General features: G+C 61.1%; 14 protein-coding genes. 4 read left to right on the top strand and 10 right to left on the bottom strand.

What is annotated here, in order from left to right; genetic code table 11:
* Positions 1 to 23: 23 nt before the first annotated feature.
* The 4 genes from GR197_RS10660 to GR197_RS10675 form a co-directional block, all read right to left on the bottom strand.
* Positions 24 to 2,012, bottom strand: a complete 1,989-nt coding sequence (locus tag GR197_RS10660) for a bifunctional 2',3'-cyclic-nucleotide 2'-phosphodiesterase/3'-nucleotidase (protein WP_164009161.1) — start codon at positions 2,010 to 2,012, stop codon at positions 24 to 26.
* Between the two features lie 200 nt (positions 2,013 to 2,212).
* Positions 2,213 to 2,614, bottom strand: a complete 402-nt coding sequence (locus GR197_RS10665; RefSeq protein WP_164009163.1) for a PilZ domain-containing protein — start codon at positions 2,612 to 2,614, stop codon at positions 2,213 to 2,215.
* An 84-nt stretch (positions 2,615 to 2,698) separates the two neighbouring features.
* Entirely contained in the window at positions 2,699 to 3,580 is an 882-nt protein-coding gene (locus GR197_RS10670) for a DMT family transporter (protein WP_164009165.1), read from the bottom strand.
* A gap of 62 nt (positions 3,581 to 3,642) precedes the next feature.
* The gene (locus GR197_RS10675) at positions 3,643 to 4,104 is read right to left on the bottom strand and encodes an Lrp/AsnC family transcriptional regulator (RefSeq protein WP_164009167.1); all 462 of its coding nucleotides are present in this window, start codon (positions 4,102 to 4,104) and stop codon (positions 3,643 to 3,645) included.
* A gap of 154 nt (positions 4,105 to 4,258) precedes the next feature.
* On the opposite strand from GR197_RS10675, the gene ald reads away from it, so the two are divergent.
* Positions 4,259 to 5,377, top strand: a complete 1,119-nt coding sequence (gene ald, locus GR197_RS10680; RefSeq protein ID WP_164009169.1) for an alanine dehydrogenase — start codon at positions 4,259 to 4,261, stop codon at positions 5,375 to 5,377.
* A 16-nt stretch (positions 5,378 to 5,393) separates the two neighbouring features.
* Here ald and GR197_RS10685 read toward each other — a convergent pair whose 3' ends face one another.
* Positions 5,394 to 5,897, bottom strand: a complete 504-nt coding sequence (locus GR197_RS10685) for a DUF1203 domain-containing protein (RefSeq protein ID WP_164009171.1) — start codon at positions 5,895 to 5,897, stop codon at positions 5,394 to 5,396.
* Between the two features lie 148 nt (positions 5,898 to 6,045).
* Between GR197_RS10685 and GR197_RS31945 the strand changes: the two genes are divergently transcribed.
* Positions 6,046 to 6,213 (top strand): hypothetical protein, encoded by a 168-nt coding sequence (locus tag GR197_RS31945; protein WP_204330161.1) that lies wholly within the window; start codon positions 6,046 to 6,048, stop codon positions 6,211 to 6,213.
* Positions 6,214 to 6,243: 30 nt separating this feature from the next.
* On the opposite strand, the gene GR197_RS10690 is transcribed toward GR197_RS31945, so the two are convergent.
* Genes GR197_RS10690 through GR197_RS10705 form a run of 4 tightly spaced genes read right to left on the bottom strand, consistent with a single transcriptional unit; the run spans position 6,244 to position 9,479 of the window.
* Positions 6,244 to 6,804 carry a GNAT family N-acetyltransferase gene (locus GR197_RS10690; RefSeq protein ID WP_164009173.1) on the bottom strand — a complete coding sequence of 187 codons (561 nt, stop codon included), beginning with the start codon at positions 6,802 to 6,804 and terminating at the stop codon, positions 6,244 to 6,246.
* Between the two features lie 5 nt (positions 6,805 to 6,809).
* A complete protein-coding gene (gene sseA / locus GR197_RS10695; RefSeq protein WP_164009175.1) occupies positions 6,810 to 7,679 on the bottom strand; it encodes a 3-mercaptopyruvate sulfurtransferase in 870 nt (289 codons plus the stop codon).
* A gap of 18 nt (positions 7,680 to 7,697) precedes the next feature.
* Positions 7,698 to 8,435, bottom strand: coding sequence for an alanyl-tRNA editing protein (locus tag GR197_RS10700; RefSeq protein ID WP_164009177.1), 738 nt, complete (start codon positions 8,433 to 8,435; stop codon positions 7,698 to 7,700).
* Between the two features lie 6 nt (positions 8,436 to 8,441).
* Positions 8,442 to 9,479 carry a cysteine synthase A gene (locus tag GR197_RS10705; protein ID WP_164009179.1) on the bottom strand — a complete coding sequence of 346 codons (1,038 nt, stop codon included), beginning with the start codon at positions 9,477 to 9,479 and terminating at the stop codon, positions 8,442 to 8,444.
* A 226-nt stretch (positions 9,480 to 9,705) separates the two neighbouring features.
* Between GR197_RS10705 and GR197_RS10710 the strand changes: the two genes are divergently transcribed.
* A complete protein-coding gene (locus tag GR197_RS10710; RefSeq protein WP_348643266.1) occupies positions 9,706 to 10,365 on the top strand; it encodes a ChrR family anti-sigma-E factor in 660 nt (219 codons plus the stop codon).
* 99 nt (positions 10,366 to 10,464) lie between these two features.
* Complete coding sequence (locus GR197_RS10715; protein WP_164009181.1) at positions 10,465 to 11,298, top strand: SDR family NAD(P)-dependent oxidoreductase; 834 nt, start codon at positions 10,465 to 10,467, stop codon at positions 11,296 to 11,298.
* Here GR197_RS10715 and GR197_RS10720 read toward each other — a convergent pair whose 3' ends face one another.
* Positions 11,299 to 12,558, bottom strand: a complete 1,260-nt coding sequence (locus tag GR197_RS10720; RefSeq protein ID WP_164009183.1) for an SAM-dependent methyltransferase — start codon at positions 12,556 to 12,558, stop codon at positions 11,299 to 11,301.
* Positions 12,559 to 12,593 lie beyond the last annotated feature (35 nt).

The following is a 12,593-nucleotide window of genomic DNA, read 5'->3' on the forward strand; positions in this document are numbered from 1 at the left end:
CCTTCGCCGGCATCTCTTTCCGCTTAAAGCATCAGCCTGAACTTTGAGAAACCGTCGGCGCCGTCGCCGGCATCCTCGATCTTGACGCTCTTGACCGCCGTGAGGAACTGCTTCGCCTTTGGGCCGCTCTCGAAGGTCGCCGTTGTGCCCGGCAGCGGCTTGAAGGTCCAGTTCGCATCGGCCGTCGGATTGATCGTGCCCTGGTCGTGGATGTAGCGGACGATGACGTCGCGGTTGGTGTCCGGCGCCTGGAAGATCACCTTGTCGGCAGCGATCTCCGGGAAATTGCCACCGCCGCCGGCGCGGTAGTTGTTGGAGACGACGACGAATTTCTGCGCAGGATCGATCGGCTTGCCGTCGAAGGCGAGATTCTGGATGCGGTTGGCGTCGGGGTTGATCGGCTTGCCGGAGGAATCATATTTCGGCGGCTGCGACAGGTCGATCTGGTAGGTCACGCCGTCGATCACGTCGAAATTATAGGACGGGAAGTCGTTGTTGAGCAGCGGCGCGTCTTTCGAGCCGGCTTCGATGTGGTTGAACATGCCGGCCGACATTTCGAGCCAGTTCTTCACCTGTGCGCCGGTGATGGCAACGGCCTGCACCGTGTTCGGGTAGAGATAAAGGTCGGCAACATTCTTGATGGCGATATCGCCGGCCGGAACGTCGGTATAGTATTCGGCGCCGCCGCGTCCGCCGGCCTTGAAGGGGGCCGCCGCCGAAAGCACCGGCAGATCCTTGAACTTGGTGTCGGCCAGCATCTGCTTGATGTACCAGGTCTGGGCCTGAGAGACGACCTGCACCGAGGGATCGTCGGCGACCAGCGCGAAGTAGGAATAGAGCGGCGCCGACGTCTTGCCGACGGGGGTACGCACATAGGCAAGCGTTGCCTCGTGCTCGGCCTTGGCGGCGTCGACCACGTCCTTCTTGTCGGCGTAATCGGCAACCACCTTCTTTTTGTCGTCGCGATGATAGATCGGCCGGGCTTCCGCGGTGAAGTCGACGATCTTCCAGCTGTTGCCGTCTTTTTCCAGCAGCAGGTCGATCAAGCCGAGATGCGAACCCCAGAAGCCGGCCATTACCGCTGGCTTGCCATGCAGCGTGCCTTTGACCGGATCGGCATTGGCGATGCCGTCCCAGCTCTTCGGGCCGGGGAAGACGAGATGCTGGTGGCCGGTGAAGATTGCGTCGATGCCATCGACGGCGGCCAGATGCAGCGAGGCGTTTTCCATCTTATCGGACGGCGCGGCTCCGTCGATGCCGGAATGGGAGAGCGCGATGACGATATCGGCGCCGGCTTCCTTCATGGCGGGAACCCAGGCCTTGGCGGCCTCGACGATATCGCGCGTCTGCGCCTTGCCTTCGAGATTCTTGATATCCCAGAGCATGATCTGCGGCGGTACGAAGCCGATGAAGCCGATCTTGACCGGGCTCTCCTTGCCGGCGCCGTCCTTGATCTGTTTTTCCACGATAAGGTAGGGCTTGAAGAAGAGATCGTCCTGCTTCGGGTCAGAGGCGAGCTGGCCCTTGGTCAGGTTGGCGCAGACGAAGGGGAAGTTTGCGCCCGATAGCACCTTGAACATGAAGTCGAGCCCGTAATTGAACTCGTGATTCCCCAGCGTCCCCACCGTATAGCCGAGCGTGTTCATCGCCTTGATCACGGGATGAACGTCGCCGTCCTTCATGCCGTGCTGATAGGCCATGTAGTCGCCCATCGGATTGCCCTGCAGCACGTCGCCATTGTCGATCAGCAGCGAATTGACGGCTTCCGCGCGGATGCCGTCGATGATCGTGCCGGTGCGAGAAAGGCCCATCGTGTCGTTCGGCTTGTCGGCATAATAGTCATAGGGGAAGACGTTGACGTGAATATCCGTCGTTTCCATCAGCCGAAGATGCGCCTGGTTGGCGCTGGCGCGCGCGCTGAAGGGATGCAGCAGCACCAGGGCGGAAGTGGCGGCGAGACCGCCGAGCAGGGAACGGCGGCTCATGACGCCAACGTCGAAAATGGAAGACATCGAACTCTCCTTCAAAGATCATGCATCGTCCGGCCCGTCAGAATTAGGACGAATTGACAAGGAGTACACTGCGAAAATGACAGGACGGCAAAACAATCGCGGAGAAAGGCGACCCGATTCCAATGCGCGCTCGGCACCAGTGCCAAGCGCAGCGACTGATGCGATCTCAGCCGCCCCTGCGGCGCAGAAACGTTGGAGCCTTACGATTTTAAAGGCAATGTCGCCAAATGAAGTGGGCGATCGCCGTTGGTATTGACTCTAAGTTGGCGTACCGCCAGCACCGGCCGTATTTCCTTATGGAAAAAGCGGAAATAGGAGGAGATTTGTGCCCGCGCATTCGAATTCACGTCGAACTGGATGCCGACACGGCCATTGTGCTTCCAGCGGATGATGCCTTCGATGAGTCCGAGGTTTTCAGCCTCGATCCGCACCTTGCTGCCGGAAGCGGCATGGAGCGGCGTCTTCATCTCCAACGCGGCACCGGTCGCCGACAGGTTGAGGATGCGGGCATCCACCTCGCTGTTCAGATATTTGACGCTGCCGAAGACGCGGCAGTTTTTCCGATCGGCCTTACGGGCCGTGATTTTCAAGTTGCGGGTCATATGTTCTCCCTCGATACAGCCAGGGAGCATAGCGCCCGAAAATTGAAATGCTTTTAGGGGCTTGGCTAAAATTGCAGTGAAACGTCAATTGGCTGTGGCCGTCCTGCGCCCCACCACATGCTCGCGCCAAATGGTGAAGATCCCGGCGGAAACGACGATGATCGAGCCGATCATCGTGTTGGTACTGAGCGTTTCGTCATAGATCGTCACACCGATGATCGAGGCGTAGACCAGTGACAGATAGGTCAGCGGCTGGACCGCGGCGGCATCGAGGAGATCGTAGGCGCGGATCAGGAAATAATGGCTGGAAATGCTGGTCACGCAGACGAGCGCCATCCAGCCCCAGTCTCCCGGCGACATAGAACTCCAGTAGAACGGGCCAATGATGCTCATCGTGATGCCGCCGATGACGCCGGTATAGAAGAAGCTCGTCATCGACGAGTCGTCGCGGCTGACGAGACGCGTGGCGATGACGTAGAAGGCGAAGTTGAAGCAGGAAATAACGGCGAGTAGCAGTTTCACATCGAAAAACTCGCCTTCCGGCTTCAGAATCAGCAAAACCCCGAAAAGCCCGACGCCAATTGCCATCCATCGTCGCCAGCCGACCCGCTCGCCGAGGATCGGCATCGACAGCAGTGCGATCAGGATCGGCGTCGCTGAAAAGATCGCTTGTGAACGGGCAAGGCCGATCACGGCAAAGCAAGTGATGGCCAGAACCACCTGGACCGCAAGCAGGACGCCGCGCACCACCTGAAGAAGCGGGCGTTTGGTGCGGGCCGTTGCCTTCAGGCCGCCGCGCATCTTCGAAGCAAGGATGATCGTGAACAGCGCGAAGGCCCAGTAGCGGATCATCGTCACGAAGATTGGCGGGTAGCTGGACGCCAGATGCTTCGAGATGGCGTCTTGGAGAGAGAAGATGGTGATCGCCAGCAGAGCGAAAATATAGCCGTGGGTCTTCGATGTCATGACATGCCATTGAGCTGGAAACACCGAAAGTCTGGGCAGGCTTTTGGCAGATATGCAAGGTCTCAAAGCCCGACATTCGGCCTGTCGATGATTTCTCTGAGCGCGAAGCTCGAATTGATCTTGACCACGTGCGGAAGGGCCGACAGCCAGTCTCGGTGGATGCGCTCGTAATCTTCCAGGTCACGGGCGGCGACCCTGAGGATATAATCGTATTCGCCCGACATCAGGTAGCAGACGAGAACGTTCGGGCAGAGCTTCACCGCCGCCTCGAATTCGGTCAGCGTCTTGGCGAACTGGCCGGAGAGCGAGATATGCACGATGGCGATCATCTTGTAGTCGAGCGCCTTGTGCGAAAGCCGCGCATGGTAGCCGCCGATGACACCGCTTCGCTCCAAGATGTCGAGCCGGCGCGAACAGGCTGAAGGCGACAGGCCGATCCTTTCGGCAAGCTCGGCATTGGTAATGCGGGCACTGGCCTGCAGCACCTTGAGAATCGCAAGATCGATGGTGTCGAGATCGGCCATTCGAAGAACTTTCGAAAAAGGAGAGATTGAGTGCAATAATCACCGAAAAATCGCCTCTTCGCAAATCGTCTTTGCAAGGACATTTCACGCCCTTGGTGGTTGGATTCAGTGTCCGAGGAGATCCGCGACTGCGGATGACATGAGAGGAACGCAAATGCGTGTCGGTTGCCCGAAGGAAATCAAGAACCATGAATACCGCGTCGGCCTGACGCCGGCTTCGGTGCGTGAATATGTTGCCCATGGCCATGAGGTCTGGGTGGAAACCAAGGCGGGTGCCGGCATCGGCGCCGATGACGGCGCCTATGCTGCGGCTGGCGCGAAGATCGCCGCCTCCGCCAAGGATATTTTTGAAAAATGCGATATGATCGTCAAGGTGAAGGAACCGCAGCCCTCCGAATGGGCGCAGCTCCGCGACGGTCAGCTTCTCTATACCTATCTGCATCTGGCGCCCGATCCCGAACAGACCAAAGGTCTGATCGCCTCCGGTGTCACCGCGATCGCCTATGAAACGGTGACCGACGAGCGCGGCGGCCTGCCGCTGCTGGCGCCGATGTCTGAAGTCGCCGGCCGCCTGTCGATCCAGGCGGGCGCGACCGCGCTGCAGAAAGCCAATGGCGGCCTCGGCATCCTGCTCGGCGGCGTGCCCGGCGTGCTGCCGGCCAAGGTCGCGGTCATCGGTGGCGGTGTCGTCGGCCTGCATGCCGCCAGGATGGCTGCCGGCCTCGGCGCCGATGTCAGTATTCTCGACCGATCGCTGCCGCGCCTGCGCCAGCTCGACGATATCTTCGCAGGCCGCATCCACACCCGTTATTCCAGCATCCAGGCATTGGAGGAGGAAGTCTTCTCGGCCGATCTGATCATCGGCGCCGTGCTGATCCCCGGTGCCGCCGCGCCGAAACTCGTCACCCGCGAGATGCTGTCCGGCATGAAGAAGGGCTCTGTCATCGTCGACGTCGCGATCGACCAGGGCGGCTGCTTCGAGACCTCGCATGCGACGACCCATTCCGATCCGACCTATGAGGTCGACGGCGTCGTGCATTACTGCGTCGCCAACATGCCGGGCGCGGTGCCCGTCACCTCGGCGCATGCCCTGAACAATGCCACGCTGGTCCACGGCTTGGCGCTTGCCGATCGTGGCCTGCGCGCCATCGCCGAAGACAAGCATCTGCGGAACGGCCTCAACGTGCACAAGGGCCGCATCACCAACAAGGCGGTCGCCGAGGCGCTCGGCTACGAGGCCTTTGCGCCGGAAAGCGTGCTGAACGTAGCGTAAGCTACCTGACTCAAGGTTAGGCGCCGGTCTCTGCCAGGACCGGCGTCTTTACCTTGTCGATACGGCATTGGAAGCAGTTATTGCGTGCCGAGCGCACGTGCACGTAAGCGATATCCGGCCGGGCCAGCAGCTTTTCGCCATAGGCCGGGATATCGGCGATAGCAGTCACCGCGCCGGTGCCATAGACGATACGGTCGTTCTCGCTATAGCCGCGGACGATGAAGTCGGGGCTCATCGTCAGCATCGGCGGCTGGATTTCCTCGGCGGCGTAACGCCGGCAGGGCTGTTTGTGCAGGAAGATCGGCCCAGTTTCGGCATAGGGCTGCAGCGCCGGGAAGGGCCGGTAGGCAAAAACCAGCAGCTCCTCGCCCTCTTCGATATTCCGCAGGCAATGGCGGCACGGGTTGCCGTCACCGTCGGATATCATCGTCTCGGGTAAATTGTCATAGGCGTCGCGGCCACCGCTCCAGAGGGCTTCGGCGTCAGTGGTCGGCATGGCGGCAAAACGAATGGTGGTCATGGCAAATCTCCTTGTGATCGCCATGAAATTGCGCCTGGGCGAGCGCGCAAGCCACCCGTTTCTTGCGTGCGATCCGAATGAGATCGCCGGCGAGCGGAAAGCCTAGTAACGTGCTGTCCGAACGCTGCATGGCGAAAGGAGAACGCCTATGGCCGACGTCGATCTGGCGCTGCTGGCGCAACAGAATGCAGAAATACTGGAGGAGCTGAGGGCTCTGCGCCGCGACGTGACCGAACTAAAGGAACAGGCGGGTCGCATGCTCGATTTCGAGCGCCGGAACGATCCGCGCCGTCCGAATAGCCTGACGCAACGTTAGCGACCTCCAGAAACGCGGGGACGAAACCGGTCAACTTTTCCGCGCCATCTCCAGCAGCTCCTTGTCGCTCAGCGGCCGGACGATGCCGGTACCGGTCGAGACCGGCGAGAAGCCGTACATCTGGTAGAGCTGCAGCGCGCGCGGGTGGTCGAGGTTGTTTGTTGTCGTGGTGACGCGCTTCGGATTGAGCGACCAGATGGCGTAGAGCGCCTGCAGCAGGAACCATTTGCCGATGCCGAGGCCGAGCGCATGTTCGATCAGGCCGAAATGGCAGAGCTCGATCGTATCCTCGTCCTCGCAGAAATATTCGTAGAAGCCGGCGGGAGCGCCGTTCACATAGAGAACGCTGATATTGTTGCGCTTGTCGTTCAGCGTCTCGGCAAGCTGCTCGTCGCTCATGCGCAACCGGTCGACCCATTGCCAGCGCGCGCCGACCTGCCGGTACAGATAGCGGTAAAAGGGCAAGGGGATCTCGGGAGCGCGCATGATCGCCGTCTGGATATTGACGGGCACCGGCATGCTCGCCTTCGGTGCCGCCGTCATTTCCAGCCGGGTGATATGCGCTTTCAGCGACGCGGGTGTCTTCCCCATGGCGATCAGGCTTTGACCGGCGTCGGCGGGCCGGTGACGATGGGCGTGTCGTCCCGGCTGCCCCATTCGCTCCACGAGCCGTCGTAAAGCTTGTTGTCGTGATGGCCGAGCGATTCCAGCGCCAGCGTGATGATCGCGGCGGTGATGCCCGAGCCGCAGGAGGTGACGACGGGCTTGGAAAGATCAATGCCGGCATCCTCGATTGTCTGGCGCAGTTCGGGCAGCGACTTGAACCGGCCCTGGTTGGCAAAGGTGCCGGAGGGCAGGCTGCGGGCGCCCGGCATATGGCCGGAGCGCATGCCGGCGCGCGGCTCGGGCTCGGCAGCAGCGAAGCGGCCGGCGCTGCGGGCATCGGCGATCTGCATCGCGCCGCTCGAGACGATGTCGCGCATCCTATCGAGCGTCACCACCCGGCTCTCGTCGAAATCGGGCGTAAAACGCGCCGGCGCATAGTTGGGTGCGGTGCTTTCGAGCGGACGGCCTTCGGCCTTCCAGCCGTCGAGACCGCCGTCGAGCACGAAGACGTTCTTAGCGCCCATCACCCGGAACAGCCACCAGACGCGCGGCGAGGCGAACAGGCCGATGCCGTCATAGACGACGATGCGATCGTTCTCGCTGATGCCGAGCCGGCCGACTTCGGCGGCGAAATAATCGGGCGAGGGGATCGTGTGCGCCAGCGACGTCGAATGGTCGGCGATCTTGTCCTGGTCGAAGCGGATGGTCCCCGGAATATGGCCGGCCGCATATTCGGCATCGGCATCGCGTTTCTGCGCCGGCAGATAGAAGGAGGCGTCCAGTACGCGCAGATCCGGTTTGCCGAGCTCGGCCTGCAGCCAGTCGGCCGACACGACGAAACGGCTCTTGGTCTCACTCATGATGCTCTCCCTTGATGGTCAGGCTTCGTCGCCGGGCGTGCCGAAACGGATGCGGAAGCGCCGGTTCTCCTTGCCCTTCTTTTCGATTTTGGCGATGTGAATCTGCCCGACTTCCTGTGTCTCGGAGACATGTGTGCCGCCGCAGGGCTGGCTGTCAATCGATGAGTTCTCGCCGATGCAAACGAGGCTGACGCGGCCGAGCCCGATCGGCGGACGGACATTCTTCGATTTGACGATGTCGGGATTGGCCGCAAGGTCCTCGTCGGTGATCCATTGCAGATAGACCGGATGGTTCTCGCCGACCAGTTCCATCAGCTTGGCCGTCACTTCGTCCTTGTCGATCGTCTCGGTCATGTCGAAGTCGACACGGCTTTCCTCCTCGCCGACGGCAGCCCCGGTGATCGGAAAGGAGCAGACGACTGAGAGTAGATGGCAGGCCGTGTGCATGCGCATCAGCTTGTAGCGGCGCAGCCAGTCGACGTGCAGCACCAGCGTCTCGCCGACCACAGGCTTCGGCTCGTTTTCGAGCGGCACGTGGATGACGACATCCTTGGTCGGGCCGTGTTTCGTCTGGCCAAGGGCGATCTTGGTGCCATCGGCGCGTTCAAGCTCGCCTGTATCACCCGGCTGGCCGCCTGACATCGCATAGAAGCAGGTCTGGTCGAGTTCGATGCCCCCGTCTTCGTGGACAGCGGTGACGACCGCCTCGCATGTCGAAAGATAGAAGTCGTCACGATAGAGGGCATTGACGGGCATGGGGTCTCACGCGGGTTCGTAGGGAACGTCTATCTCGGGCGACTTGGCCATCCAGCCCGGAACGGGCAATCCCTTCGAGGTCAAGAAATCCGGGTTAAAGAGCTTCGACTGATAGCGGTTGCCGTAATCGCAGAGGATCGTCACCACGGTGTGGCCGGGTCCGAGATCCCGGGCGAGCTTCGCTGCGCCGGCAATGTTGATCGCCGTCGAGCCGCCAAGGCACAGGCCCTCGTTTTCGACGAGATCAAAAAGATAGGGAAGCGCTTCGGCATCGGACACCCGATAGGAGAAATCAGGCGTGAAGCCTTCGAGATTGGCAGTGATGCGGCCCTGACCGATGCCCTCGGTGATCGAGGAGCCCTGGGATTTCAGCGCGCCGTTCTGGTAGAATTCATAAAGAGCGGCGCCATCAGGATCGGCAATGCCGATCTTGACGTCTGCCTTAAATGCCTTGAGGCCGGCAGCGACACCTGCCAGCGTGCCGCCGGAACCGACCGAGCAGATGAAGCCGTCGATCTTGCCGTCGGTGTCCCTCCAGATTTCTGGGGCGGTCGTTTCGACATGTGCCTGGCGGTTGGCGACATTGTCGAACTGGTTTGCCCAGATCGCCCCGTTCGGTTCGGTCTTCGCCAGCTGCTCGGCGAGCCGGCCGGAAACCTTCACGTAGTTGTTCGGGTTCTTGTAGGGAACGGCGGGCACCTCGACGAGTTCGGCGCCGAGCAGTTTGAGCGCGTCCTTCTTTTCCTGGCTCTGCGTTTCCGGGATGACGATAACGGTGCGGTAGCCGAGCGCCTTGGCGACCAGCGTCAGCCCGATACCCGTGTTGCCGGCCGTGCCTTCAACGATCACGCCGCCGGGCCGGAGCAGGCCCTTCCGCTCTGCGTCGCGGATGATAAAGAGCGCGGCGCGATCCTTCACCGACTGGCCGGGGTTCAGGAACTCCGCCTTGCCGAGAATGGTGCAGCCGGTTGCCGCCGATGCGCCCTTGAGTTTGATCAGGGGCGTGTTGCCGATGGCTTCGAGGACGGAAGGGTGGAAGGTCATGGAATCTGCCTCTATTCGAACTCTTACTTTAGGAATGGTCTTTTCCCTTCACAAGGCTGAGTTGGCAAGAAATGCTATTCCACGCCTCTGTCGGGCACGATAAAATTTGGCCTTCCTCCCCTGAAATGACGCGTGGCCGACAATCCCACCGTGCGCGGAGTGATCCGAAGATTGACTTTCCCCGTACGGATGACGACAAAGCGAAAACGGAGCGCGGCAACAGGGCGTGACCGAAACCGGCATGATTCACGAGCAGATCGATACGATCGATGCATTGATGGCGCATTATGTCGCTGGCTCCTTGCCCGAGCCGGCGCGTGTGTTGGTGCGGTCCCATCTCGAAATGAAGCTGGATAATCGCAGCCTGGTGAAAAGCCTCGAGCTTCTAGCCGGGGAAGCGCTGGAAAGCGCGCCTGTTGCTGCCATTGCCGATCGCGACCGGCGGCTTTCGGCGATCTTTTCCTCGGCGCCTCCCGTCTCTGTGCCACGAGCGGCAGCGCGGCCGGAAAACGTACTGTTTCCCCAAGCGTTGCGCGATCTCGTCGGCTGCGAAGTCGAGGATGTGCCCTGGCGCAAGCGCTTGCCGGGCTTCAAGGAATATTGCTTCGATATGGACGGCTGCGAGGTCAACCTGATGTGGATCCGCCCGGGCCGCGCCTTGCCGGCGCATACCCACAAAGGCATGGAACTCATCCTCATCCTCGATGGCGCCTTCAACGATGAACGCGGCCGTTTCGGCCGCGGCGACATCTCCATCGCCGACGAGACGGTCGACCACCGACCGGTCGCCGAAAAGGACAGGCCTTGCATCGCCTTTGCCGTTTCGGACGGGCCGGTCAGGCTGACGGGATCCTTTCGTCAGATGATTGGCGACCTGATCGGCTGAAAGCAGCCACAATGGTGTGATAGAGCCATAAATCCGGGAGACGCAGAGAACTTCCGGACCTGTTTTCGTGTTGGTCAGGCAGAGCCGGAGGAACATGTGATGCTTGATTTCATCGCCCGTCCCGAACATGGAATCGTCTGGATCACCGGGGCGAGTTCCGGGATCGGCCGGGCGCTTGCGCTGAAGCTCGCGGCCGAGGGATACAAGGTCGCCGTCACCGCCAGAAGCCACGAAAAGCTGGTCGAGCTGCAGGCCGAAGCCAGCGGTCTTTCCGGCAGTATCGTGGTTCTCGACGGCGACGTCACCGATGCCGAGGACATGGAACATGTCATGGCCTCCATCGAATATGAGCATGGCACGCTCGCCATGGCGATCCTCAATGCCGGCGTCTACCTGCCGGTCCATGCCGAGGATCTGAACCGCGCCGATTTCGAAAAAAGCTTTGCCGTCAATCTTTCCGGCGTTGTCAACTGTCTGCTGCCGGCGGTCCGCCATATGAAGGCGAAAGGCCAGGGGCAGATCGCCATCGTCTCCTCCGTCACTGGCTATGGCGGCCTGCCGACGGGTGCAGCCTATGGCGCCACCAAGGCGGCGCTGATCAATATGGCCGAAAGCCTGAAATTCGATCTCGACAAGATCGGCATCCGCATCCAGCTCGTCAGCCCAGGCTTCGTCGATACGCCGGCGACGAGGAAGAACGCCTTTCCGATGCCGGCCTTGGTGTCGCCCGAAGACGCTGCCCGGCAGATTGCCGCCGGGCTGAAATTGCGGGCCTTTGAGATCACGTTCCCGAAGCGCTTCACCACCCTGCTGAAACTGGCGCGCCTGCTCCCCTATGGTGTTTATTTCACCCTGGTGAACCGCGTGACCGGCTGGCGGGAGCGGCCGCCATTGACGGGTCACCATTCGGTGACGCCGCATTTGGCGGAATGATCACCGGCGCGAGAACACGACCTGGCGCACATCGATATTGCGGGCGCGGAAGCCGGCCTCGCAATAGAACAGGTAGAATTCCCAGAGCCGCTTGAAACGCTCGTCGAAGCCCATCGGGCGGATCCGTTCCCAGACCGACCAGAAGCGCTCGCGCCATTCGGCAAGCGTGCGCGCATAGTCGAGCCCGAAGCCGAAATCCTTGTCCAGCGACAGGTCGACCTTGCCGGCGAGTTCGGCCAAGTGGTTGCGCGTCGGCAGCATGCCGCCGGGAAAGACATATTTCTGGATGAAGTCGGGATTGCTGCGATACTGGTCGAAAGATTCTGGCTGGATGGTGATGATCTGCAGGCCGGCCTTGCCGCCCGGCTTCAGGCATTGCCTGAGCTTGGAAAAATAGGATGGCCAGTATTTCTCGCCGACCGCTTCGAACATCTCGATCGAGACGATCCGGTCGTAGAGCCCTGTTTCGTCGCGGTAGTCCTGGAGGCGCAATTGCACCCGGTCATCAAGACCGGCCTTGCGGATGCGCTCCTCGGCAAAGGCGAGCTGCTCGCGGCTGATCGTTAGCCCGGTCACCTTGCAGTTCAGCTCGCTTGCGGCGAATTCGGCAAAACCGCCCCAACCGCAGCCGATCTCCAGCACGTCATCCCCCGGCGCGATGCCGGTCGCCTCGGCGAGCGCGCGGTATTTTGCATTCTGTGCCGATTGCAGATCGTTGGCCCCAGTCGAATAAAGTGCGGCGGAATAGGTCATGCTCGGATCGAGCCATTGCCTGTAGAAATCGTTGCCGAGATCGTAATGGGCGGAAATGTTGCGCTTCGAGCCTGTCCGGGTATTGGCGTTCATCCAATGGCGGACGCGCTCGAACAGGCGACCAAGACCGCCCTTGCCATGCGCATAGCTGTAGACCGCCTCGCCGTTGACGAGGAAGAGTTCGAGAAAGGCGGTGATGTCGGGGCTGTCCCAGTCCCCATCCATATAGGTTTCGGCGACGCCGATCGTGCCGCTTGTCAGCGCCCGATAGGCAAGGTTCCAATTGTTGAGCCGCAGCGCCGCCTTCGGCCCGGCCTTCTTCCCCTCGATCAGCAGCCTGCGGCCGTCGGGCAGAGTAACGGCAAGCGCGCCGTGCTGCATGCGCAGAAGCCCGCGCAACGCCAACTTCGCCTTGAAGGGCAGTCCCTTCACCAGACGGGATATGTTTTCGGTCGTCAGCGTCACCGCATCACGAGCCAGCAGATTCCAGTCCTGCACCTTGCTCATCTCTCCTCCTCCAGCATTTTTTTGCCGGTGAGGGA

This window comes from Rhizobium phaseoli (genome assembly GCF_010668805.1).
GTDB lineage: Bacteria > Pseudomonadota > Alphaproteobacteria > Rhizobiales > Rhizobiaceae > Rhizobium > Rhizobium phaseoli_A.